Genomic DNA, 22683 nt, shown 5'->3' with positions numbered 1-22683 from the left:
TCACTGCGCAAGAAAGCACAAGTATCGCCCCGCCCCCTCGCGTACACTCGCGCCCCTGCCCTGCCCTCCGGAGACCGTTGTGAGCCCGATTGCCCTAACCCGCCTGCTGACCCTTGCTGCCGTCTGGGGGGCGAGTTTCCTGTTCATGCGCATTATCGCCCCCGAGCTGGGCACGGTGCCGACCGCGTTCTTTCGCGTCTCGATCGCCTGCCTGGGCCTGGTCGCCATCGTCGCCGCCAGCCGCGTGCGCTGGGACTTCCAGGGCAAGCTCGGGGCCTGCCTGGTACTGGGCATGATCAACTCCGGCATCCCGGCAACCTTCTATTCCGTAGCTGCCCAGGTGCTGCCAGCCGGTTACTCGGCGATCTTCAACGCCACCACGCCACTGATGGGCGTGCTGATCGGCGTGCTGTGCTTCCGTGAACCGATGACGTTGGCCAAGCTCTGCGGCATTTTCCTTGGCCTGCTCGGTGTCGGCATCCTCAGCGGGGCCGGGCCGGTGGCCCTGGACATGGCCCTGCTGCAAGGCGCCCTGGCGTGCCTGGCAGCTACCACCTGCTACGGCTTTGCCGGGTTCCTCGCGCGGCGCTGGGTCAGCGGCCTGGATAGCCGCCTGTCGGCGCTGGGCAGCATGCTCGGCGCTACGCTGATGCTCAGCCCGCTGTTCGCCTGGAGTGCCCTCTGCCAGCCGCCCGCCAGCTGGGGCGGCTGGCAGGTCTGGCTGTCGCTGCTCGGCCTGGGCCTGCTGTGCACGGCATTCGCCTATATCCTGTACTTCCGTCTGCTGGCAGAAATAGGCCCGGTAAAGGCCAGCACCGTGACCTTCCTGATCCCGGTGTTCGGCGTGCTATGGGGCGCATGGCTGCTGGACGAGCCGCTGTCGCTGGCGCACCTGTATGGCGGCCTGCTGATTGCTGTGGCCTTGTGGCTGGTACTGCGCCCGGCGCGCAATTGACCGGGAGAACGGCATGAGCCCAACCTGCAAGAAGGTGCTGTTCCGCCTGGAACAGGACGCCAACGGCTACCCACCGGCCTCGGTCGAAGGCCTTTGGGCCAAGGCTGTGGAAGGCGGCCATGCCGTGGACAACATCCCCTTTCATGTGTACGGCATCGCGCCGGGTGACCTTATCGGCACCTATGAAGAAGACGGCCAGACCTGGTTCGCCGAACTGCGCCAAAGCAGCGGCACCTCGGTGTTCCGGGTGCTGGTCAAGCCCCCGGAAACCCTCGATCAGGTTCGCGCTGCCTTGCAGGATTTCGGCTGCGCCTGTGAAACCGAGCAGTCGGTAAGACTGCTGGCCGTGGCAGTACCGCAAAAGCGCTCAATCGACACCCTGCTCTACTACCTGCTCACCCAGCGCGAAGCCGGGCTGCTGGACTTCGAGGAAGGCGTACTCCGGCACGCCATCCCCGCCGAGTTCCGCTAGGGCTCAGGCCTTGGCCAGGCGCTTGGCAGGCTTGCGGAACACGAACAGCAGGCCGACCACGATCAACCCCATGCCCAGCAGGCTGAGCGGCGCCAGGCGGTTGCCGAAGATCAGCAAGTCCATCACCGCGGTCACCGCCGGCACCAGGTAGAACAGGCTGGTGACGTTGACCAGGTTACCCTTGGCGATCAGCCGATACAGCAGCAAGGTGGCCAGCAGCGAAACCACCAGGCCCATCCACAGCAAGGCCGCCACGAAACCCCCGGTCCACTGCACCTGTAAGGGTTGCAAGGGTGCGAACAGCGCGCACAGGGCAAAGCCGGCCAGGTACTGCAGCGGCAGCGTGCCCATGGGGTTGTCGGTGATGCGTTTTTGCAGGATCGAACCGCAGGTCATGCTGGCCAGCGCCAGCAGGGCGAACAGCATGCCCGCCAGCGACACCCCACCCAGGTTGAGCCCCTGGTACACCACCATGATCAAGCCGCTCAAGCCCAGCCCCAGGCCGAACAGGCGGCTGATCGAACGCTGGCGCTCCATCAGCACGATGGTGAGGATCGGTTGCACGCCCATGACCGTGGCCATGATGCCTGGCGTGACGTGGGTGTCGAGGGCCAGCAGATAGAAGATCTGATAAGCCCCGAGCAACACGCAGCCAGTGCCCAGGGCACGCAGCATGGCGCCCTTACGGCGTGGCCAGCGCAGCCCCAGCAACGGCCCGATCAGCAACAGGCCCGCCAGGGCCAAGGCAGAGCGCAGCAGCAGGAAGGCGAACGGGCTGGCATGCGCCAGGCCAAGTTTGGAAACGATCGCCCCGCTGCTCCACAACAGGACGAACAGGCTGGTAGTGGCCGCCGAGGCCACGGATGCTTTGTTGAAAAAGGACATGTATTGCCACCTGATGATAGGCAGATAAGCCAAGCGGACGGCCTGCGCTAAAGCGCACTAAGTAGCCGGCCGGGTTCAGTGGGTTACGTGTGCGAAGGGACTCGGCCGAAGCCGATCAGCCCAACACGACCACGCAGCATGGCGGAGCTACGCCGCCTACGGCGCCACTGACAGGTGGTGGGTAATGACTGACCATGGCCGGCTGCTGGCTGCCACGCACGACCATGCCCGCGACTGGCGCGATGGCAAAGCTGGTGGTTGAGGGCTTGGCGGGCATGATTCAGGCTTCAGGGAAGGAAGTGTTGTGGAGAATAGCGGTGAACCCACGATTGGGCAATAGCGGGCGCCAGTGTGAGGTGAGCTGGCCTGTGCGCGGGTGAACCCGCGCACAGGCCAGCCTGCGCTCAGAACAACCAGCGGTAAAGCAGATAAGCCACGACCACCGCCAGCACCGGGCGCAAGACCCGGTAGGCCTTGGGGTTGGCCCGCTTGAACTGCTTCACATGGGTGCTGAGCTTGTTGGAGAAGCGCTTGCTCCAGGCATACGCCTGGTTGATGCCGCCCACCCGCTCGTCGTCGGTGTTCTGTGGCGCGGTGGCGCGGCCCAGGAAGGCACTGACCTTGCGGTTGATGCGGGTCATCAGCGGGCTGCTCAACGGCCGCTCGATGTCGCAGAACAGGATCACCCGGGTCACATCGGTCTCGTTTTTTACCCAGTGCACGTAGGTTTCATCGAACATCACGTCTTCGCCGTCCCGCCAGGCGTATTCCTGCCCATCGACGTAAATGCGGCAGGCGTCGGAGTTCGGCGTGGACAGGCCCAGGTGGTAACGCAATGAACCGGCGAATGGGTCGCGGTGCGGGTTCAGGTGGCTACCGCCAGGCAGCAGGGCGAACATCGCACCCTTGACGTTGGGAATGCTGCTGACCAGTTCTACGGTTTTCGGGCACAGCGCCTCGGCCGATGGCAGCGGCTTGTCGTACCACTTCAGGTAAAACCGCTTCCAGCCCTTCTTGAAGAACGAACCGAAGCCGGCGTCATTGTCCTTTTCGGCGGCGCGGATATAGCCCTCGTCGAACAGGCGCATGGCCTCTTCGCGGATTTCCTGCCAGTTGTCTTTGAGCACATCCAGTTCCGGGAAGCGCTGGCGGTCCAGGTAGGGTTTGGACGGCACCCCGGAAAACAGGTACATCAAGGCGTTGTAGGGGGCGAACAGCGCCGAATGGTTGACGAACTGGCGCAACACCGGCAGACGGGCCTTGCCGCGCAGGTGCACGAACAGCACGCTGCCGAAGAACACCAGCAAGACACCCGCCTTGGCTGCAAAGGATAAGGTCATGCATCACTCCTAGGGGAAGAAACAGGGCTGCGCGGCCTGCTCTCCTGAAAATCATCCTGCCATCATAAACCGATCCCGCCGCGGTACAAACCACCCGGGCGGGATCGTGTCGATGAAGATTGTGCAGTCAACCAGGCCGCCGAACATTGAGCCCGGTCAGCGGCATGGCCGGTTACTGCTGGTTTTCCTGGTCGCTGAACATGTCGCTGAACAGCATGCTCGACAAATAACGCTCGCCGGAATCGGGCAGCACCACGACGATGGTCTTGCCTTGCATTTCCGGTTTTTCCGCCAGGCGCACGGCCGCCGCCATGGCTGCGCCGCAAGAAATGCCGCAGAGAATGCCCTCTTCCTGCATCAGGCGAATGGCCATGGCCTTGGCCTCTTCGTCGGCCACCGTCAGCACCTGGTCGACAATCGACAGGTCGAGGTTTTTCGGTACGAAGCCAGCCCCGATGCCCTGGATCTTGTGTGGGCTGGGCTTGAGCTCTTCGCCGGCCAGGGTCTGGGTGATCAGTGGCGAAGCCTCTGGCTCCACGGCCACCGACAGGATCGCCTTGCCCTGGGTATGCTTGATGTAGCGCGACACACCGGTGATGGTGCCGCCCGTGCCCACCCCCGCCACCAGCACGTCCACCGCGCCGTCGGTGTCGTTCCAGATTTCCGGGCCCGTGGTTTTTTCGTGGATGGCGGGGTTGGCCGGGTTCTCGAACTGGCCTGGCAGGAAGTACTGCGCCGGGTCTGAGGCCACGATTTCGTTGGCCTTGTCGATGGCGCCCTTCATGCCTTTGGCCGGCTCGGTCAGCACCAGTTCGGCGCCCAGCGCCTTCAGCACCTTGCGCCGTTCGAGGCTCATCGACGCGGGCATGGTCAGCATCAGCTTGTAGCCACGCGCGGCGGCAACGAAGGCCAGGCCGATACCGGTGTTGCCCGAGGTGGGCTCGACTATGGTCATGCCCGGCTTGAGCCGGCCGCTGCTTTCGGCATCCCAGACCATGTTCGCGCCAATGCGGCACTTGACCGAGTAGCCCGGGTTGCGCCCCTCGATCTTGGCCAGGATGGTCACGCCACGCGGGGCGATCCGGTTGATCTGCACCAGCGGCGTGTTGCCGATGGAATGGGCGTTGTCTGCAAAGATACGGCTCATGGCAGGGGTCCTTGGCATGAAAGCGAGCAGGAAAAGACCTCAAGGGTAAGCCCCGGCCGTAGGCCCGTAAAGCCTGTTCGAACTCAACCGGGCGCATTGCGGTCCACCGCACATCCTCCTGGGAGACACCCCGATGAAAGCCCGTTATCGCTGGCCGCTGATCGGCCTGGCCAGCCTGGTGGCGCTGCTGGTGGCGTTGCACCTGGCGCTGCCCTACCTGGTACGCGACTACCTCAACGACAAGCTGGCCGACATGGGCGACTACCGTGGCCACGTGGCCGACGTGGACCTGGCCTGGTGGCGCGGGGCCTATCGGATCAACGGCCTGCGGATCGTCAAGACCAGCGGCAAGGTGCCAGTGCCGCTGCTGGATGCACCGGTTATCGACCTGGCGGTCAGCTGGCACTCGCTGATCTACGACAAGGCCGTGGTGGCGAAAGTGATCTTCGAGCAGCCCGAACTGAACTTCGTCGACGGCGGCAACAAGCAGGCCTCGCAGACCGGCCAGGGCACCGATTGGCGGCAACAACTGGAAAAGCTGCTGCCGATTACCCTCGATGAAGTGCATATCGACAATGGCACCCTGACCTTTCGCAATTTCAATTCCAGCCCTCCGGTCAATCTCAAGGCAACCCGGCTGGACGCCACCATCAGCAACCTGACCAACGTGCGCGACAAGCAAGGCCGGCGCGACGCCAGCTTCGAGGGCACGGCGCTGATCGCCGGCAATGCCAAGGTCGAAAGCAGCGCCACCTTCGACCCGTTCAGTGACTTCGATGACTTCGAATTTCGCCTGCGTGCCACCGGCATAGAACTGCGCAACCTGAATGACTTCGCCAGTGCCTACGGCAAGTTCGACTTCAGCGCAGGGCATGGTGACGTGGTCATCGAGGCGCAGGCGGAAAACGGCCGCCTCAATGGCTACATCAAACCCCTGCTGCGTGACGTGGACGTGTTCGACTGGCAGCAGGATGTCGAGAACAAGGACAAAGGCTTCTTCCGCTCGGTGTGGGAGGCCCTGGTGGGCGCCTCCGAGACGGTGCTGAAGAACCAGCCGAAAAACCAGTTCGCCACCCGGGTGGAGCTCAGCGGCAGCGTGCACAAGCAGAACATCAGCGCCTTCGAGGCCTTCCTGCAGATCCTGCGCAACGGCTTCATCCAGGCGTTCAATGCACGCTATGAGCAACCGGCGCCGAAGTCCGACTGAAACAGTGTGACGGGGCATTCAGGGACTGAATACCCGGTCCGCGTTTGCAGCTGCCCGGGCCCGCGTTATAGTCGCTAACAAATCGAAAACAGGTGTTGGGCCATTCGCGGGCACGCCCGCTCCCACAGGTACTTCCGCAGATTCAGAAGTTTGTGCAATTCCTGTGGGAGCGGGCGTGCCCGCGAAGAGGCCGGCACAGGCTTACAACAGAGGACAGCCCCATGAAGTTCGAAGGCACCCGCGACTACGTCGCCACAGACGACCTGAAACTGGCGGTAAACGCGGCCATCACCCTCGAACGCCCGCTGTTGGTCAAGGGCGAACCCGGCACCGGCAAGACCATGCTCGCCGAGCAATTGGCAGCTTCGTTCGGCGCGCGCCTGATCACCTGGCACATCAAGTCCACCACCAAGGCGCACCAGGGCCTCTACGAGTACGACGCGGTCAGCCGCCTGCGCGACTCGCAGCTGGGCGTGGACAAGGTCCATGACGTGCGCAACTACCTGAAGAAGGGCAAACTGTGGGAGGCCTTCGAGGCCGAGGAGCGGGTCATCCTGCTGATCGACGAAATCGACAAGGCCGACATCGAGTTCCCCAACGACCTGTTGCAGGAACTGGACAAGATGGAGTTCTACGTTTACGAAATCGACGAGACCATCAAGGCCCGGCAGCGCCCGATCATCATCATTACCTCGAACAACGAAAAGGAGCTGCCCGACGCCTTCCTGCGCCGCTGCTTCTTCCACTACATCGCCTTCCCCGACCGCAGCACCCTGCAGCAGATCGTCGACGTGCACTACCCGAACATCAGCCAGGCGCTGGTCAGCGAGGCCCTGGACGTGTTCTTCGACGTACGCAAGGTGCCTGGCCTGAAGAAAAAGCCTTCCACCTCCGAGCTGGTCGACTGGCTCAAGCTGCTGATGGCCGACAACATCGGTGAAGCGGTGCTGCGTGAACGCGACCCGACCAAGGCGATCCCGCCGCTGGCCGGTGCGCTGGTGAAGAACGAGCAGGACGTGCAACTGCTCGAGCGCCTGGCCTTCATGAGCCGGCGCGGCAACCGCTGACAGGAGCCGGGCCATGCTGCTCAACCTGTTCAATGAAATGCGTGCGGCCAAGGTGCCGGTGTCGGTGCGTGAACTGCTCGACCTGCACCAGGCCTTGCAAAAGCACGTGGTGTTCGCCGACATGGACGAATTCTATTACCTCGCCCGCGCCATTCTGGTGAAAGACGAACGCCACTTCGACAAGTTCGACCGCGCCTTCGCCGCTTACTTCAAAGGCCTGGAAAACCTCGACCAGCACATCGAGGCGCTGATCCCGGAAGACTGGCTGCGCAAGGAGTTCGAGCGCTCGCTCAGCGACGAAGAACGCGCGCAAATCCAGTCGCTGGGTGGCCTGGACAAGCTCATCGAGGCCTTCAAGCAGCGCCTGGAAGAGCAGAAGGAGCGCCACGCCGGCGGCAACAAGTGGATTGGCACCGGCGGCACCAGCCCGTTCGGCTCGGGCGGCTACAACCCCGAGGGCATCCGCGTGGGCGAGGCTGGCAAACGCCAGGGCAAGGCGGTGAAGGTCTGGGACCAGCGCGAGTACAAGAACCTCGACGACCAGGTGGAACTGGGCACGCGCAACATCAAGCTGGCCCTGCGCCGGCTGCGCAAGTTCGCCCGTGAAGGCGCCGCCGAAGAGCTCGACATCGACGGCACCATCGACCACACCGCGCGCGATGCCGGGTTGCTGAACATCCAGATGCGCCCTGAGCGGCGCAACACCGTGAAGCTGCTGTTGCTGTTCGACATCGGTGGTTCCATGGACGCCCACGTCAAGGTGTGCGAAGAACTGTTCTCGGCCTGCAAGACCGAGTTCAAGCACCTGGAGTACTACTACTTCCACAACTGCGTGTACGAGTCGGTTTGGAAGAACAACCTGCGCCGCACCTCGGAGCGGTTTTCCACGTTCGATCTGCTGCACAAGTATGGCGACGACTACAAAGTGATCTTCGTTGGCGATGCGGCCATGGCGCCTTACGAAATCACCCAGCCCGGTGGCAGCGTGGAGCACTGGAACGAAGAAGCCGGGTATGTGTGGCTGCAGCGTTTCATGGAGAAATTCAGGAAGATCATCTGGATCAACCCCTACCCCCGGCAGGCTTGGGACTACACCGCCTCGACCCACCTGGTGCGGGAGTTGATCGAGGACAAGATGTACCCACTGACCTTGCAGGGGTTGGAGGAAGGGATGCGGTATCTCTCAAAGTGAGATAGAGAACGGGCTGCCACTTGCCAGCGTTCGAGGCTCTTCGCGGGCACGCCCGCTCCTACAGGTATGGCGCAGGCCTGTGTGGGAGCGGGCGTGCCCGCGAAAAGGCCCGCAGCCTTACAACCACCGGCCCAAGTATTGCTGCTGCTCCCGCCACGCCTCATCCTGCACCACCGCCCTGAACTTCACCTGCGCCCCCGGCATGCACTGCGCCAGTTGCGCCAGCGCCAGCGGCGTCAACGCCCCCAGCCGCGGGTAACCGCCAATGGTCTGCCGGTCATTGAGCAACACGATCGGTTGCCCGTCCGGCGGCACCTGCACCGCTCCCAGGGGAATGCCCTCGGAAATCATCGGCGCGCCCTGGTAGACCAACTGCGGCCCCAGTAGACGGATGCCCATGCGGTCGGCCCGGCTGTCCAGCGTCCAGTCACTGTTGAACGCCTCAAACAGGCTGGTACCACTGAAATCACCGAGCTGCGCGCCCATCACCAGGTCGAGCACAGGCTTGTGGTGATAGCGCGGGCGCAACGCATCCGGCACTTCACGAAGGGTTGCCGGCGTCCCCGCAAAAGCCAGCCGCTGGCCTTTACCAAGCGCAGCGCCCTGGCCGTCTGTACCGCCCAGCGCTTCGCGCACCACGGTGGCACAGCTGCCCAGCACCGCCTCGCCGCGAAACCCGCCAGGCGCCGCCAGGTACGCCCGAACGCCCTGCTTGGGCTGCTTCAGGGCCAAGCGCTGCCCCTTGCCCAAAGCAAAGCTGCGCCAGGGCGCTACCGGCTGATCATCAACTCGCGCATCCAGGTCGGCACCGGCCAGCGCCAGCACACAATCCTGCTGCGCCACCACACAGAAGCCACCCAGCGCGACCTCCACCACAGGTGCGGCCAGCGAATTGCCCAACAGCCAGTTGGCCCAGTACATCGCCACCCAGTCCAGCGCCCCGCCCTGGGTCACGCCCAAGTGCCGTACGCCGAAGCGCCCGGCGTCCTGCAACTGGCACAAGGCGTTGCTGGCCTCGATCGTCAACTGCTTCATCCTTGCGCCTCCACATCGCCGCCCAGGGCCAGAAACTCATCACGCGTAACCGCCACGAAGCGCACCCGGTCACCGGGTTGCAACAGGCTATAGCCCTCACGTTCATGGTCGAACAGGCGCACCGGGGTACGCCCGATCAGGTTCCAGCCCCCCGGCGACACCGCCGGGTACGCTGCCGTCTGGCGCTCGGCAATACCCACGCTGCCCGCCGCCACGCGCTTGCGCGGGGTGCTCAGGCGGGGGCTGGCCAGGCGTTCATCGACCAGGCCCATGAAGCCGAACCCGGGGGCGAAGCCCAAGGCAAAAACCGGGTACTCGCGCTCGCTGTGCAAGCGGGCCACTTCACCCTCGGTCAAGCCGCTGCGGGCAGCCAGTACAGGCAGCTCCGGGCCGACGCTGGCGTGGTACCACACCGGGATCTCGTGGCGCCGGCCACCACTGCCGGCGTCAGGCTGCAAACCGTCCAGGGCCTGGGCGATCAGCGCCCTCGCCTCAGCCGGCGGCAGGTCGAAGTGCACCATCAGCGTGGTGTACGACGGCACCAAGTCCAGCAGGTGCTGGCCGAACGCTGCGCGCAAGCACTGGCTGGCAGCAAGCACCCACGGCATGTTGGCCTCGTCGATACGCTCGAACAGGCGCACCATCAGGCTGTCGACCGCGACCACTTCGATACGCAGCTTCATCATCGCTCCATGGCATCGAGGGCTTGGCGAATCTGCCGCACCGCTGCTACCGAACTGTCGTTGTCGCCATGCACACACAGTGTGCTGGCCGCCAGCTTCAAGGCACTGCCATCGTTCGCCACCAGCGTATCGCCACGGGCCAGGCGCTCGGCCTGCTCCACCACACGCGCCGGGTCGTGATGCACGGCGCCGGACAGGCGCCGCGAGACCAGGTGGCCGCTGGCGGTATAGGCCCGGTCGGCGAATGCCTCGAACCACAGCGGCACGCCGATTTCATCCCCCAGCGCCTGGGCCGTACGGTTGTCGGCGGTGGCCATCAGCATCAGCGGCAGGTCGCTGCCGTAAGCCGCCACAGCTTCCAGCACGGTGCGCAGCTTGAGCGGGTCGGCCATCATGTCGTTGTACAGCGCGCCATGCGGCTTGATATAGGCCACACGGCCGCCGAGCACCTTGCAGATGCCCTCCAGTGCGCCGATCTGGTAGTGCAGCAAATCGCGAATTTCCTCGGGGCTGCAGGCCATGGACCGGCGCCCGAAGCCGACCAGGTCCGGGTAGGCCGGGTGGGCACCGATCGCCACCCCGTGCTCCAGTGCCAGGGCCACGGTGCGGCGCATGATGCCAGGGTCACCGGCATGGTAACCGCAGGCGATGTTGGCGCAGTCGATGTAGGGCATGACCTCGGCATCCAGGCCCATGCGCCAGCTGCCAAAACTTTCACCCATGTCGCAATTGAGTAGCAGGCGTTCCACCACGCGGCCTCCGTTGTTGTCGTGCATGTGCCTACCTTACCGCGTTTGCAGATGCTTGCTGCAAGCTTGCGCCAAGATCTCTAACGCAGATCCTGTAGTCAAACTCGGTCGAGTGATTGGGCATAGTAATCCTACAAGCACGCGTTGATACGCAGCGAACTGACGCGCTCCACAACGAGCGGAAATATTTGTTATCAATTGTCACCATAAAGATCAGAAGCGTCCTACATACATTTGCCCTCTGCGCACTCTAGCTTTTGAACCCTCACTGACAGGGAGTTGTAGATATGGCTATCCATGGATATATGACTATGACGGGCAGGCAACAAGGGCTGATCTCAGCGGGCTGCTCCACAACTGAATCCATCGGTAACCGATGCCAGAGTGCCCACCGTGATGAAATCATGGTGCTTTCGTTCAGTCATAGCCTTGCCAGCTTGGACAATACCAAGGCTGCAACTCATCGACCTGTTCTGATTACAAAGCATGTTGACAAATCGACGCCTCTACTCGCCCAAGCATTGACAAATCGCGAGATAGTAGAATGCAAGATCAATTTTTTTCGCAGAAACAACAATAGCGAGTATGAGCACTACTTTCAAATAACTCTGTCCGATGGGTTACTTGTGGACCACCGCATCGAGATGCCGCACTCCATCTTGCTCAACGACCAGGACCCACAGGAGTACCTTGCCATTCGCTATGGATTCGTCGGCTGGCATCATCTGGGAGCGAATACCAGTGGCTACGCGAATTGGGGCGAGGGGGTGTGAAGCCGCTTGACAGCAGCACACTCGCCAACTCCCCCGAAACATCCGAAGTCAATGACATGGCAAATCGCTTGACGCTATATGCACGCCACGTTGGGGTGCAATGCTTGAGTGACGAACGGCTTCGGGCCAAGTTTACCCAGGAAATATCACGTGCGGGGCAGGCAATCGTTACTGCGACTCAAGATGGCCGGCTATCGCCTGAAGAAGCGCAAAAGGCACTAACCAAGGAATATTCACTCCTTTTCGAACAAGCACTAGAATATAGCAAGCTGGTTGCGGGGGTTGCAGCCGGAGTACTTCAGATAGGTACCGGGGTTGCGGTGTGTAAATTGTCACTTGGGTTGGGCTGCACGCTTGGGGGGTTACCGCTGATACTCCATGGTGCCAACAACATTTACGAAAACGGGCGTAATATTGCTACCGGCCGAAATGACACCATTGGCCCAGTACGTAAAGGCTACCAGAGAATAGCTGAAATAGCAGGTGGACGCGCATCGCAAGGCAACATTGGGTACGGCGCTGTGGATATAGGTCTGTCAGCATTCGGCATGAGTCACATGATCCTAAAAACCGGCACATGGCGACTTTTCCGTTACATTGAAGCCGACAAAATTCGGGCTTACAGGGAGATGGGAAAAGGTTCGATCATGTTTGAAGTTGGAATAGACATGATGACGGGAGAGCAAATCCTGGTTGAGTGGGAAAAACAATGAATACCCTGTCTTTTTCAATAATGATCATAGGCAGCGTAGTCATTGCATTCACATTACGGCACCTGTGCTCCGGACGACATCTAGGTTATTCGCTGCTCTTTATCTGCTTTGCCTACAACGTGTTCTTCATAACGTATTATATGAGAGCAATCGAACAATCCTACTTCTTGTTTGTCGGCTACCAACCACTCTTACTGACGTCAAATCCAGCGTTAGGGTGGATGACTCTGTTTGGAATTTTCCTGCATTGCGGTGCGATGCCTAGCAAGCGAGTGCCTGGAAGAAAATGCCGTTAATCCTATAAGCGCAAAACTGGCGTGAACAGCGGCACCTGCGCGCCAGCACTCAGCGCCAGCTCTCTTTCACCACCCGACGCCGCCCCCCAAGGATCACCCAGCCAAGCCCCAGCAACAGGCTTTCGACCAAGAACGCCAGCACGAACCCTGCGCCAACACCCCAGCCGATGGCCTCGGGCACCAGCAGAATCTGGTAGCTGTAGCCGTTGAGGGTTTCTGCACGCAGCTGCGGGTCGGCCTGCACCAGCACATGCCAGGTGCGTGCGGCCCAAGGCCCTTGCAGGGCCTGCCACTCGTTCTCCAGCAACTGGTTGCGGATGATCAGGCTTTCGATGCTGTTGGCGTCACTGTTGAACACTGGGTCATCACTGCTGCGGTAGTGCCGTAGCAAGGCCTGCAGGTCGCTATTGAAAAAGCGCTCGGCCGTCTGCTTGAAGCCGTCCAGCGCCTCGCGCGACTCGTACAGGTGCGCCTCCACCCGCTGGCTGTAGTCTTTCACCAGCCCCGGCACCTGAATACCGGCCAACAGGCCGAAGGTGAACAGCAGCAACCGCAGGTAACTTCTGAACATGCAGCGTCCTTAGCTCTGGCCGTGCGCCACACATTCACCGTGCCGCCACAGGGCCCATTGACCCGGCGCGTAGCGCTGCCAGGTCTCGTTCTCGGTCAGGGCCTCGGTGGCAATCACCGTGACCACGTCGTTGGGGGTGGTTTGCGTATGGAAGTCGACGATCAGGTCGACATCCTTCAAGCGTGCCGCACCAAACGGCGCACGCCGGGTAATGTGCACCAGCTTGGTCGAACAGAAGCAGAACAGCCAGTCACCGTCGCTGAGCATGCAGTTGAACACGCCCTGCCCGCGGTAACCGGCACAGGCTTCGACCAGCACCGGCAACAGCTGTTCCACCGGCACCGGCTCGGGGAAGGCGCTGCGAATGCGGTTGAGCAGGTCGCAAAAGGCCGCTTCGCTGTCGGTATCGCCTACCGGCCGATAGAAACTGCCCAGGCCCTTGAAGGCGCCCAACTGGCCGTTGTGCGCAAAGCACCAGTTACGGCCCCACATTTCGCGCATGAAGGGGTGGGTGTTGGCCAGGCAGACCTTGCCGACGTTGGCCTGGCGGATATGACCAATGACCACTTCGCTCTTGATCGGGTAGCGCTGCACCAGGCTGGCTACCTCCGACTCGCTGCTGGCAGCCGGGTCCTGGAACAGGCGCAGGCCGCGCCCTTCATAGAAGCCGATGCCCCAGCCATCGCGGTGCGGGCCGGTGCGGCCACCGCGCTGCATCAGGCCGGTAAAACTGAAGACAATGTCGGTAGGGACGTTGGCACTCATGCCCAACAGTTCGCACATGGCTGTGTCTCCGCTTACAGACGGGGCTCGACCCGGCCATTTCCCCGGGGTGCCGCAGGTGGCGGGAGGTCACGGTAACGGTCGCTGCGCTCGGCGGCCAAAGGGGCCTGGGCGCCGAGCCGGTCATCTTCGGCCTGCTCGCGCTGGGCCGCTGCCTCAGCCTGGGCCCGCCGCTCGCGGGCGCGTTTTTCCAGCGGCCAGCGCAGCAATACGAAGAGGGCATACAAGGCAAAGGCGATCATGCCGTACATGGCAAAATCGGAAACTGCGCGCCAGGCATTGTTGCCAACCTTGAACGCCACATCCAGGGTGGTGATGGCGATGGCCGGGGCGAAGCTGTCCTTGACCGGGTCAACCACGGTCGGCGTCAGCAACAGCACCGCCAGCACCACGCGCAGGGGCTCGCGCAACCAGCGCCACATCCAGCCGGTCAGTTTGAAGCCCACCAGCAGGCAGCCCAAAGCGGCAACCGCGTACAGGCCCCAGGCCAAGGTGTAGTCGTTCTCGATCATGGTGTTCGTGCAAGCCAGGCAAAGAGGTGCCTATGATAAACACTTTTCCGGGCGCACACAGTGTTTGCCTGCGCCGGCCGCTTCGCAGCCGGGCCCAGGCCACCCCAACCAAGAGATCCTCGATGCCGACCAAGCCCCAACCGCCGATTGCCCATGCCGACCAGGCCGCCGACCCGTATGCCTGGCTGCAACAGCGCGACACTCCCGAGGTGCTCGCCTACCTGCAGGCCGAAAACGCCTACCAGCAAGCCTGCCTGGCCGACCAGGCGCCCCTGCGCGAGCAATTGTTCGAAGAGATCAAGGGCCGCATCCAGGAGACCGACCTGTCGCTGCCTTCACCCTGGGGGCCGTACCTGTACTACACCCGCACCACTGCTGGCGACGAATATCCGCGCCACTACCGCTGCCCACGCCCGGCCGACGACAGCAACACCGTCGATGAAAGCCAGGAACAGCTGTTGCTCGACCCCAACGCACTGGCCAACGGCGGCTTCCTGTCGCTGGGCGCGTTCAGTGTCAGTCCCGACCACCGGCTGCTAGCCTACAGCCTGGATACCAGTGGCGACGAGGTCTACAGCCTGTACGTGAAAGACCTCGCCAGCGGCTCGATCACCGCCCTGCCCTTTGAAGACTGCGACGGCAGCATGACCTGGGCCAACGACAGCCAGACACTGTTCTTCGCCGAGCTGGACGACACCCACCGGCCATGGCGCCTGTGCCGCCATACGCTGGGCAGCCCCGGTGCCGAGCGCGTGTTCGAGGAGCCCGACGGGCGCTTCTTCCTGCATTGCTACCGCACCAGTTCCGAGCGCCAGCTGGTGCTGCTGCTGAACAGCAAGACCACCAGCGAAGCCTGGGTGCTGAACGCCGAAACCCCACAGGCACCATTCGTTTGCCTGGCGCCACGTGTCGAGGGCCATGAATACTTCCCCGACCACGGCCAGCTCGACGGCGCGTGGTGCTGGTTTATCCGCACCAACCAGGACGGCATCAACTTCGCCCTGTATTACGCCCCGGCTACCGAGGTACCGGGCCGCCAGCAATGGCAGGCACTGGTGCCGCACCGCGAGGCAGTCATGCTTGAAGGGCTGAGCCTGAATGCCGGCGCACTCACCCTGAGCCTGCGCGAAGGCGGCCTGCCGATCATCGAAGTGCGCCCGCAAGGTCTGGCGGCCTACCGTGTCGAGCTGCCGGATGCCGCCTACAGCCTGTACGTGCAAGACAGCCTGGAGTTCGCCAGCCCCCGCCTGCGCCTGCGCTACGAAGCACTCAACCGCCCGGCCCAGGTGCGCCAGCTGGAGCTGGCCAGCGGCGCCCAGGTGGTGCTCAAGCAAACACCGGTACTGGGCGCCTTCGATGCCGACGACTATGTCAGCGAACGCTTGTGGGCGACTGCCGCCGACGGCACCCAGGTGCCGATCAGCCTGGTGCGCCGCCGCCAGGACCTGGGCCAGACCGTGCCGCTGTACCTGTACGGCTATGGCGCCTATGGCGAAAGCCTCGACCCGTGGTTCTCGCATGCACGCCTGAGCCTGCTGCAGCGCGGCGTGGCCTTCGCCATCGCCCATGTACGCGGTGGTGGCGAGCTGGGCGAAGCCTGGTACCGCGCCGGTAAGCAGGCGCACAAGCACAACACCTTCAGCGACTTCATCGCCTGTGCCGAACACCTGGTCGCCCAGGGCGTGACGGCGCCCGACCGGCTGGCCATCAGTGGTGGCAGTGCCGGTGGCCTGTTGATCGGCGCGGTGCTCAACCTGCGCCCCGAACTGTTCCGCTGTGCGGTCGCCGAGGTGCCGTTCGTCGACGTGCTCAACACCATGCTCGACCCCGACCTGCCGTTGACCGTGACCGAGTACGACGAGTGGGGCAACCCTGAGGAGCCGGAAGTGTATGCGCGGATCAAGGCTTATGCGCCCTACGAGAACGTGAAGGCCCAGGCCTACCCGGCGATGCTGGTGGTGGCGGGCTACAACGACAGCCGCGTGCAGTACTGGGAGGCGGCCAAGTGGGTGGCGCGGCTGCGCACGCGCAAGACCGATGACAACCTGCTGTTGCTCAAGACCGAGATGGGCGCCGGGCACGGCGGGATGAGCGGGCGGTATCAGGGGCTCAAGGATGTGGCGCTGGAGTATGCGTTCGTGTTTGGCGAATTGGGTATTGCTTGAGATTGCCGGGGCGCTTTGCGCCCCTTTCACGACACAAGGCCGCTCTCATAGAACAGTACATAACTTATTGATTTAGCGGGGTCTTTGTGGGAGCGGGCGTGCCCGCGAACACCGGCGTAGCCGGTGCCAGCCACCGCGCTGGATTCTTCGCGGGCACGCCCGCTCCCACACAGGCCGCGTCGCGGTTACGAATTGAGTTCTCTGCGCGACAGCGCAGCCCGTAGGGCTGTGTTATCTCCCACAGGGCACTGGCCCCCTAGTAATCCCACCGCCAACGCACCGCTGCAGTCAGTCATCATCCTGCGCCGGCTTCGCCGGCTCCGGCCGCAACCCCGGCAAGGGCTGATCCTTCGGCGGCCCGGGCACCGGCATCGGTGGCAGCAAAGGCGCACCCGGCTGGCTGTCATAAGCCTTGGGCGGCGTGCTCGGGGTAATCTGCGGGTAAGGCGTGGGCGTGGGCGTACCCGGCGCACCGGGCACCGGGTTCGCCAGCCGGGGCGGCGTACTGGCGGCATCGGCCATGGGCAGGCCCGCCAGCCACAGCACGGCTAGGATCGCGCGCAACATCAGTAACCTCCTGTCGGGAACCTTCCTACAGGCTACGCCTAAATCAACGCTTTCGCCTGTCCGCCCGCCCTGCAAGCGCGCTAGACTCAATGGCATAACCGTCACCTGCCTGATCAGAACAAAGGAAACACCATGAGCGCCTCCTCTTCCGCTGCCGCCACCGCGCGCCTGGACCGCATTCTTGCCGACGCCAAGCGTGACAAGGAAATGGGCTACCGCGACAAGGCCCTGAGAATGTACCCGCACGTGTGCGGCCGCTGCGCCCGCGAGTTCGCCGGCAAGCGCCTGAGCGAGCTGACCGTGCACCACCGCGACCACAACCACGACAACAACCCCCAGGACGGCTCGAACTGGGAGCTGCTGTGCCTGTACTGCCACGACAACGAGCATTCGCGCTACACCGACCAGCAGTACTTCAGCGAAGGCTCCACCAGCACCCCGAGCATCGCCAAGGCCACGCACAACCCGTTTGCCGGCCTGGCTGGCTTGCTGAAGAAAGACTGACCATCGATTCGCCCCCCGCTGCTACCGGGTAGCCCGTATAATCGCGCTTTTTTTTCGCGAAGGGCCCCGGTACGTGGCAAACAAACGATACAGCTGCATCGGCCTGTTCAACCCCAAGTCGCCGGAAAACGTCGGCTCGGTGATGCGCGCCGCGGGCTGCTACGGCGTCAACTCGGTGTTCTACACCGGCAAACGGTATGAGCGCGCCCGTGACTTCGTCACCGACACCAAGCGCGTGCACTACGACATCCCGCTGATCGGCATCGATGACCTGCAACGCATCATTCCGCTGGGCTGCACCCCGGTGGCGGTAGAACTGGTGGACGGCGCCCGGCCCCTGCCGGAATACACCCACCCGGACCGCGCCATCTACATCTTCGGCCCAGAAGACGGGTCGCTGAGCGAAGAAGTGCGCGGTTGGTGTGAAGAGACCATCTACATCCCGACCGAGGGCTGCATGAACCTGGCGGCGACGGTGAATGTGGTGCTGTACGACCGTATGGCCAAGGGGCTGAATACCCGGTCGGGGCCCAAATTCAAGTAAAAAGCCGCTCTTGCTCAGCTCACGAAGCGTTGATCCAGATGGTCTTCAGCTCCATGTATTGGTCATGGGCCCAGATGGACTTGTCGCGCCCACCAAAGCCAGACTCCTTGTAGCCACCGAACGGCGTGGTCACGTCACCTTCGCCGAAGCAGTTGACCGTGACCACCCCGGCGCGGATTTCACGCGACAGGCGCAGCGCAGTTCGATGTAGCCCTCGGCGGCGATCTGGCGCAGCAGTTCGCGCACGGGTGGGCGCGACAGGCCGAATTCGTCGCACAGGGCCAGTTCGTCCACTACCGCCCCCGGGGCCAGTTCCATGCTCAGGATCCGGCGGCGCAGCGCCTCGGCCAACACCGCCTTGCGGTCCGGTGGCACTTGCGCTTCGAGGGGCTGAACGGCTGAATCTGTCTGAGCCTTTGTTTTCAAGGCCTCCAGCGGTTTCGACAGCGGTGATTAAACACCCTTGAAGCTGCATTGCCAAACCGGACAAGGTATTCGCCATATACGACACAGCCAGCTGCTTTTCACCGTTTCAACCCCACCCTGGGCTCGCCGCCGGGCGATGCAACTGAACGCTGGCGTTGCCGTGCAGGTCAGCTGCTTACATTCCACAAGGAGGGTTTGCCATGCTCGATAGCCATTACGCTGCGTCATCGCAGCACAATGTTCATGGCCTGGAACGTGCCAGCTCACTGGCCGGTGGGGCGCTGATGTTCAGCAAAGGGCTGCGCCGTGGCGGCCTGGTTGGCTTGCTGCAGATGGCGGTGGGCGGCCTGGCCGTGGCGCGTGGGGTCAGCGGGCACTGCGCCACCAAGGCCTGGTGGCAGCGGCACCGGCAGGAGTATCAGCGCTTGCGCTCGGATATCGAGCGTAGCGCGGCGGACCTGGAGGCGTTGAAGGCCAGCGCCGAGGCGGCGACGCGCGGGGTGACGGTGACCGGGAAGGATCCGTTGGCTGGCGGTTGATTGATGCATTGCCTGTGCCGGCCTCTTCGCGGGCTTGCCCGCTCCCACAGGTGTTGCGCATGCCTTAACTTGCAGGAGCGGGCAAGCCCGCGAAAAGGCCGGCACAGGCAAGAAGAATTTCTAGCGCAACGCCTTGCTCTGCAACACCTCAGACCGCCGCCCCAGCACATTCTCGCTTATCTGCACGAACTCTTCGGTACTTACGCTCGGCAAGCGCATCAGCCCGCGCGCCACATCATCCAGCGAACGCTTGGCCTGGGTATGGATGCGGATTTCCTTGTCCAGCGCCTGCAGCAGCATCACCCCACGGGCGACCTGCGCCGGGGTGGCCTGTTCGCCACGCAGCCGGGTCACCTTCGCGCCCTGCTTGCTCAGGCGCGCCTGCCAGGCCTGGTAGCGGTCGTCGCTCACCCCGCCAGAGCGGCGCAGCAACTCGCCGGCGTAGTAATCGGTCAGGCTTTCCACCAACCAGTCATTGCCATCACGGGCGCGGATCTGGGCAAACAACTGCACCACCTCACGCAATAACGGGCTGCTGCCGTTCTCGCTGACCATCGGCCTGCCACTGTGCAGGTACACCGACCCCTGCGCCGCCATCGCCCCACGCCACATCCCGTCACGCGCGCCCACCAGCAACAGCTTCGGCGGGTTGCGCGGGAACACTGCCTGCAGTTGCGGCCAGACGAAGGTGAGCAAGGTCAGGCTGTCCATACGCCGCATGCCCTGCCCCACCGGCGCGGCCACGGTCACGTCGGTATCGCCCAGACGGGCGCGGCGGCTGCCCAGGTCACCGGCGAGCATCCAGCCAGTAGGGCGGTCGAACAGGCGCGATACATTGTCGATGCGGAACTTGTCCTGGCCGACGCGCGGCCAGGGCGTTTCGATGCTCTTCCAGCCCGCTGGCAGGTCGAAGGCCAGGCGCGCTACCAGCTCTGTTCCATCCTGCTGGTCGAGGCGCGCTGGCGGCACCAGCTGGTCGCCCAGGAACAACGCCCAGTGCGGGGTGATACGCGACGAAAATGCGCCACTGGCAAGCTTCTGGTCCAGGAGCACCCGGTAGCTGAGGCTGGTCTTGCCGGCAGCAGGCTGCCATACCCCCCGCTGACCGTTCAGTTGCCATTGGCCATCGGCCTGGAAGCCGCTGTAGGCCCCGGCCTTGCCCAGGTCGAAGTCAAGGCTGCGCACCGCGCTGCCGTCCGCCAGGGTCAGGCGAACTTCTGCCTGGCCGCTGGCAGGCAACAGGCGCACTTCGTAATCGAGATTGACTTTTTTCGCCCAGGCGGGCGCACTGGCCATCAGGCCCAACAGCAACAACAGCTGGCAACGCATACAGAAACTCCTTGTTCCCCGTGGCAGCGGGCCGCGCTGCTCAGCTGGCGCGGAAAATCAGGTGGTCTTCCCAGTCGTCTTCGTGCACATCCTGCTCCCTGAGCATACGCCCCGCCTGGGAAATGCGCTGTTCATGGACCTGTTGGCGGTCGCCACAGACCAGGTGGTGCCAGGCGGGCAAGTCCTTGCCCTCGCTGACCAAGCGGTAACCACAGGTACTGGGCAGCCAGGTGAACTGGTCGGCCTTGCCCGGGGTGAGCTGGATGCAATCCGGCACCTGGGCGAAGCGGTTGGGGTAGTCGCTGCACTGGCAGGTTTGCAGGTCCAGCAGCTTGCACGCGATACGGGTGTAATAGACGCTGTTGTCGTCCTCGTCCTCGAGCTTCTGCAGGCAGCACAGGCCGCACCCGTCGCACAGCGACTCCCACTCCTGAGCATTGAGTTGTTCGAGGGTCTTGCGCCGCCAGAACGGCGCGTTGTCAGCGATCATTACACGGTTACCTGCATTCATCTTGTGGTCGCGGCGCGCAGCGGCGCCAGTCTAGAGCCTGGCCTTGAGCAAAGCCAGGCCGCTTGTCAGTCGCTACGCGAAGCAGTAGCGTGCGCGTTTTCCGTCCGTTTGCAGGAGCCGCCATGAGCGCCAACCCCCGCGTTGCCGATTACGCCATCAACGAGCAGTTCATCAACCGCTGGTCGCCCCGCGCCTTCACCGCCGAACCGATCAGCGAAGAGACCCTGCTGAGTTTCCTCGAAGCTGCCCGCTGGGCACCGTCGGCGTACAACTCGCAGCCTTGGCGCTTCCTGTATGCCCGCCGTGACACCCCGAACTGGGAGCGCTACCTGAGCCTGCTGGTACCGTTCAACCGTAGCTGGGCGCAACAGGCGTCGGCGCTGGTGCTGGTGATGTCCAAGACCACCTTCGCCGCCCCGGGTGCCACCGAAGAAAAACCGGCACTGTGGCACACCTTCGACACCGGCTCCGCCTGGGGCCACCTGGCCCTGCAGGCCAGCATCAGTGGTTGGCATACCCACGGCATGGCCGGTTTCGACCAGGCGCTGGCGCGTCAGGAGCTGAAGATCCCTGAAGGCTACGAGCTGCATGCCATGGTGGCGATCGGCAAGCTCGGCGACAAGGCCAGCCTGGACGAAGCGCTGCAGGCGCGTGAAGTGCCCAGCCCGCGCAAGCCGCTGAGCGAGCTGGCGGCTGAGGGGGATTTCAGCCTGTAAGTTTTGGGTTGGCAGTACTGGCCTGTTCGCGGGTTCACCCGCGAACAGGCCGGCACAGGCCAAAGCAGTCAATAGCCCCTGGCGAAGTCCACTTCACCGCGCAACCCCTGCCCGGCTTCATACGCCCGCATATTCTCGACAAACAACCGCACCATCGCCGCCGGCGAGGTGGGCGCCGAGCTGTGCCCGGTCAACAACAAGCCCCAGGCCGTCCAGAACGGGTGCTGCCTGGGCAATGGCTCCTGGCGGCACACATCGATCACCGCCCCGGCCAGATGCCCCTCCTTCAACGCCGCTACCAGGTCGGCATCGACCACCGCCGCACCCCGCCCGGCATTGATGAACAGCGCCGTGGGCTGGAAGCACTTGAACAGTGCGGCGTTGTACAGGTCGTGGGTAGCCGGGGTATCCGGCAGCAGGTTGAGCACGTAGTCGACCTGGCCAACCATGCGCGGCAGGTCGGCCAGCGCCGCCACTTCAACGAACGGTGCCTGCTCGCGGGCGTTGCTGGCAACGCCGTACAGCACCACGCCAAACGGCTGCAGGAACTCGGCCACGCGCTGGCCGATGTCGCCGGTGCCCACGATCAGCACCCTGCGCCCTTCCAGCGTGCGCCCCGGGCGGTCGTCCCAGCGCCGCTCGACCTGGCTGACCAGGCGCGACAGCACCTCGCGCTCATGGCCAAGCATGTAGGTGAGCATGTACTCGGCCATTACCTGGCCGAAAATGCCCACCGCTCGGGTCAGGCGATAGTCACGCGGCAAGCCGTCGGCCAGCAACGGTGTGATGCCGGCCCAGGTCGACTGCAGCCAGCGCGGTTGGTGGCCCTGGCGCAGCAAGCTCGCCAGCAGGTCGGGCTGGCCCAGCCACACCGGGCAACGCGGCGCCTGGCGGGCCAGTTCGGCCGAGTCGCCACTGGTCAGGATTTCCAGTTCAGGCGCGGCTGCGCGCAAAAGCGCGGCGTAGCGGGCATGGTCATGCTCGGCAATCAGTACGCGCATG

General features: G+C 63.5%; 26 protein-coding genes and 2 pseudogenes. 12 read left to right on the top strand and 16 right to left on the bottom strand.

Annotated elements, in window-relative coordinates:
* Nucleotides 1-79: 79 nt before the first annotated feature.
* Both FPB55_RS07110 and FPB55_RS07105 read left to right on the top strand, forming a co-directional pair.
* A complete protein-coding gene (locus tag FPB55_RS07110) occupies nucleotides 80-955 on the top strand; it encodes a DMT family transporter (protein ID WP_054881626.1) in 876 nt (291 codons plus the stop codon).
* Between the two features lie 13 nt (nucleotides 956-968).
* Nucleotides 969-1427, top strand: coding sequence for a DUF4265 domain-containing protein (locus FPB55_RS07105; RefSeq protein ID WP_115293575.1), 459 nt, complete (start codon nucleotides 969-971; stop codon nucleotides 1425-1427).
* Nucleotides 1428-1430: 3 nt separating this feature from the next.
* Here the strand turns inward: FPB55_RS07105 and FPB55_RS07100 are convergent, their stop codons facing one another.
* The 4 genes from FPB55_RS07100 to cysK form a co-directional block, all read right to left on the bottom strand.
* Nucleotides 1431-2312 carry a DMT family transporter gene (locus FPB55_RS07100; protein ID WP_144187879.1) on the bottom strand — a complete coding sequence of 294 codons (882 nt, stop codon included), beginning with the start codon at nucleotides 2310-2312 and terminating at the stop codon, nucleotides 1431-1433.
* A 115-nt stretch (nucleotides 2313-2427) separates the two neighbouring features.
* The gene (locus tag FPB55_RS26175; RefSeq protein ID WP_009686782.1) at nucleotides 2428-2589 is read right to left on the bottom strand and encodes a hypothetical protein; all 162 of its coding nucleotides are present in this window, start codon (nucleotides 2587-2589) and stop codon (nucleotides 2428-2430) included.
* 127 nt (nucleotides 2590-2716) lie between these two features.
* The gene (locus FPB55_RS07090) at nucleotides 2717-3652 is read right to left on the bottom strand and encodes an aspartyl/asparaginyl beta-hydroxylase domain-containing protein (protein WP_009686783.1); all 936 of its coding nucleotides are present in this window, start codon (nucleotides 3650-3652) and stop codon (nucleotides 2717-2719) included.
* 172 nt (nucleotides 3653-3824) lie between these two features.
* Nucleotides 3825-4799 carry a cysteine synthase A gene (gene cysK / locus FPB55_RS07085; RefSeq protein WP_009686784.1) on the bottom strand — a complete coding sequence of 325 codons (975 nt, stop codon included), beginning with the start codon at nucleotides 4797-4799 and terminating at the stop codon, nucleotides 3825-3827.
* A 133-nt stretch (nucleotides 4800-4932) separates the two neighbouring features.
* Between cysK and FPB55_RS07080 the strand changes: the two genes are divergently transcribed.
* The 3 genes from FPB55_RS07080 to FPB55_RS07070 all read left to right on the top strand — a co-directional run bounded on the left by FPB55_RS07080 (nucleotide 4933) and on the right by FPB55_RS07070 (nucleotide 8265).
* Nucleotides 4933-6006: a DUF748 domain-containing protein gene (locus FPB55_RS07080; protein WP_144187877.1), complete on the top strand. Its 1074-nt coding sequence runs from the start codon at nucleotides 4933-4935 to the stop codon at nucleotides 6004-6006.
* A 221-nt stretch (nucleotides 6007-6227) separates the two neighbouring features.
* On the top strand, nucleotides 6228-7073 hold the full coding sequence (locus tag FPB55_RS07075; protein WP_009686786.1) for a MoxR family ATPase: 846 nt from the start codon (nucleotides 6228-6230) through the stop codon (nucleotides 7071-7073).
* Between the two features lie 13 nt (nucleotides 7074-7086).
* Entirely contained in the window at nucleotides 7087-8265 is a 1179-nt protein-coding gene (locus FPB55_RS07070) for a VWA domain-containing protein (protein ID WP_009686787.1), read from the top strand.
* A 117-nt stretch (nucleotides 8266-8382) separates the two neighbouring features.
* On the opposite strand, the gene FPB55_RS07065 is transcribed toward FPB55_RS07070, so the two are convergent.
* Genes FPB55_RS07065 through FPB55_RS07055 form a run of 3 tightly spaced genes read right to left on the bottom strand, consistent with a single transcriptional unit; the run spans nucleotide 8383 to nucleotide 10759 of the window.
* Nucleotides 8383-9300, bottom strand: a complete 918-nt coding sequence (locus FPB55_RS07065) for a biotin-dependent carboxyltransferase family protein (RefSeq protein WP_144187875.1) — start codon at nucleotides 9298-9300, stop codon at nucleotides 8383-8385.
* Nucleotides 9297-9983 (bottom strand): 5-oxoprolinase subunit PxpB, encoded by a 687-nt coding sequence (gene pxpB, locus FPB55_RS07060; protein ID WP_125855098.1) that lies wholly within the window; start codon nucleotides 9981-9983, stop codon nucleotides 9297-9299. Before pxpB ends, FPB55_RS07065 begins: the two co-directional genes overlap by 4 nt.
* Nucleotides 9983-10759 carry a 5-oxoprolinase subunit PxpA gene (locus FPB55_RS07055; RefSeq protein WP_125855099.1) on the bottom strand — a complete coding sequence of 259 codons (777 nt, stop codon included), beginning with the start codon at nucleotides 10757-10759 and terminating at the stop codon, nucleotides 9983-9985. Before FPB55_RS07055 ends, pxpB begins: the two co-directional genes overlap by 1 nt.
* A gap of 260 nt (nucleotides 10760-11019) precedes the next feature.
* Here FPB55_RS07055 and FPB55_RS07050 point away from each other — a divergent pair, with 260 nt between their 5' ends.
* Together FPB55_RS07050 and FPB55_RS07045 are read left to right on the top strand one after the other, a co-directional pair.
* The gene (locus FPB55_RS07050; protein WP_054881630.1) at nucleotides 11020-11505 is read left to right on the top strand and encodes an Hcp family type VI secretion system effector; all 486 of its coding nucleotides are present in this window, start codon (nucleotides 11020-11022) and stop codon (nucleotides 11503-11505) included.
* A 104-nt stretch (nucleotides 11506-11609) separates the two neighbouring features.
* The gene (locus tag FPB55_RS07045) at nucleotides 11610-12218 is read left to right on the top strand and encodes a DUF4225 domain-containing protein (RefSeq protein ID WP_158622672.1); all 609 of its coding nucleotides are present in this window, start codon (nucleotides 11610-11612) and stop codon (nucleotides 12216-12218) included.
* Nucleotides 12219-12563: 345 nt separating this feature from the next.
* Here the strand turns inward: FPB55_RS07045 and FPB55_RS07040 are convergent, their stop codons facing one another.
* From FPB55_RS07040 to FPB55_RS07030, 3 genes are read right to left on the bottom strand one after another with little or no spacing between them, the layout of a single operon-like run.
* Entirely contained in the window at nucleotides 12564-13085 is a 522-nt protein-coding gene (locus tag FPB55_RS07040; RefSeq protein ID WP_144187873.1) for a DUF2937 family protein, read from the bottom strand.
* Between the two features lie 9 nt (nucleotides 13086-13094).
* The gene (locus tag FPB55_RS07035; protein ID WP_054881632.1) at nucleotides 13095-13868 is read right to left on the bottom strand and encodes a class II glutamine amidotransferase; all 774 of its coding nucleotides are present in this window, start codon (nucleotides 13866-13868) and stop codon (nucleotides 13095-13097) included.
* Nucleotides 13869-13882: 14 nt separating this feature from the next.
* Nucleotides 13883-14380 (bottom strand): hypothetical protein, encoded by a 498-nt coding sequence (locus FPB55_RS07030; RefSeq protein ID WP_009686795.1) that lies wholly within the window; start codon nucleotides 14378-14380, stop codon nucleotides 13883-13885.
* A gap of 122 nt (nucleotides 14381-14502) precedes the next feature.
* Between FPB55_RS07030 and FPB55_RS07025 the strand changes: the two genes are divergently transcribed.
* Nucleotides 14503-16545 carry a S9 family peptidase gene (locus tag FPB55_RS07025; protein WP_115293568.1) on the top strand — a complete coding sequence of 681 codons (2043 nt, stop codon included), beginning with the start codon at nucleotides 14503-14505 and terminating at the stop codon, nucleotides 16543-16545.
* Nucleotides 16546-16833: 288 nt separating this feature from the next.
* Here FPB55_RS07025 and FPB55_RS07020 read toward each other — a convergent pair whose 3' ends face one another.
* Nucleotides 16834-17112: a hypothetical protein gene (locus FPB55_RS07020; RefSeq protein WP_054881634.1), complete on the bottom strand. Its 279-nt coding sequence runs from the start codon at nucleotides 17110-17112 to the stop codon at nucleotides 16834-16836.
* Nucleotides 17113-17244: 132 nt separating this feature from the next.
* Between FPB55_RS07020 and FPB55_RS07015 the strand changes: the two genes are divergently transcribed.
* On the top strand, nucleotides 17245-17616 hold the full coding sequence (locus FPB55_RS07015; protein ID WP_009686798.1) for a YajD family HNH nuclease: 372 nt from the start codon (nucleotides 17245-17247) through the stop codon (nucleotides 17614-17616).
* 73 nt (nucleotides 17617-17689) lie between these two features.
* The gene (locus FPB55_RS07010; protein ID WP_009686799.1) at nucleotides 17690-18160 is read left to right on the top strand and encodes an RNA methyltransferase; all 471 of its coding nucleotides are present in this window, start codon (nucleotides 17690-17692) and stop codon (nucleotides 18158-18160) included.
* A 19-nt stretch (nucleotides 18161-18179) separates the two neighbouring features.
* Here the strand turns inward: FPB55_RS07010 and FPB55_RS07005 are convergent.
* Nucleotides 18180-18359: pseudogene (locus tag FPB55_RS07005) on the bottom strand (aldehyde dehydrogenase family protein); the annotation flags it as partial.
* Nucleotides 18359-18535, bottom strand: a pseudogene (locus FPB55_RS07000) (GntR family transcriptional regulator); the annotation flags it as partial. The pseudogenes FPB55_RS07005 and FPB55_RS07000, both read right to left, overlap by 1 nt.
* Before the next feature lie 251 nt (nucleotides 18536-18786).
* Here FPB55_RS07000 and FPB55_RS06995 point away from each other — a divergent pair.
* Nucleotides 18787-19125 (top strand): YgaP-like transmembrane domain, encoded by a 339-nt coding sequence (locus FPB55_RS06995; RefSeq protein ID WP_144187871.1) that lies wholly within the window; start codon nucleotides 18787-18789, stop codon nucleotides 19123-19125.
* 120 nt (nucleotides 19126-19245) lie between these two features.
* On the opposite strand, the gene FPB55_RS06990 is transcribed toward FPB55_RS06995, so the two are convergent.
* Both FPB55_RS06990 and FPB55_RS06985 read right to left on the bottom strand, forming a co-directional pair.
* Nucleotides 19246-20454: a hypothetical protein gene (locus FPB55_RS06990; protein ID WP_054881635.1), complete on the bottom strand. Its 1209-nt coding sequence runs from the start codon at nucleotides 20452-20454 to the stop codon at nucleotides 19246-19248.
* 40 nt (nucleotides 20455-20494) lie between these two features.
* Nucleotides 20495-20944, bottom strand: a complete 450-nt coding sequence (locus FPB55_RS06985; RefSeq protein WP_009686804.1) for a YcgN family cysteine cluster protein — start codon at nucleotides 20942-20944, stop codon at nucleotides 20495-20497.
* A 143-nt stretch (nucleotides 20945-21087) separates the two neighbouring features.
* Here FPB55_RS06985 and FPB55_RS06980 point away from each other — a divergent pair, with 143 nt between their 5' ends.
* Nucleotides 21088-21681 (top strand): nitroreductase family protein, encoded by a 594-nt coding sequence (locus tag FPB55_RS06980; RefSeq protein WP_009686805.1) that lies wholly within the window; start codon nucleotides 21088-21090, stop codon nucleotides 21679-21681.
* Between the two features lie 68 nt (nucleotides 21682-21749).
* Here the strand turns inward: FPB55_RS06980 and FPB55_RS06975 are convergent, their stop codons facing one another.
* Nucleotides 21750-22682, bottom strand: a complete 933-nt coding sequence (locus tag FPB55_RS06975) for a D-2-hydroxyacid dehydrogenase (RefSeq protein WP_144187869.1) — start codon at nucleotides 22680-22682, stop codon at nucleotides 21750-21752.
* Nucleotide 22683: the final 1 nt, after the last annotated feature.

Source organism: Pseudomonas sp. BJP69, assembly GCF_007633355.1.
Taxonomy (GTDB): Bacteria; Pseudomonadota; Gammaproteobacteria; order Pseudomonadales; family Pseudomonadaceae; genus Aquipseudomonas; species Aquipseudomonas juntendi.
This window is presented reverse-complemented; position numbering and strand designations above follow the sequence as displayed.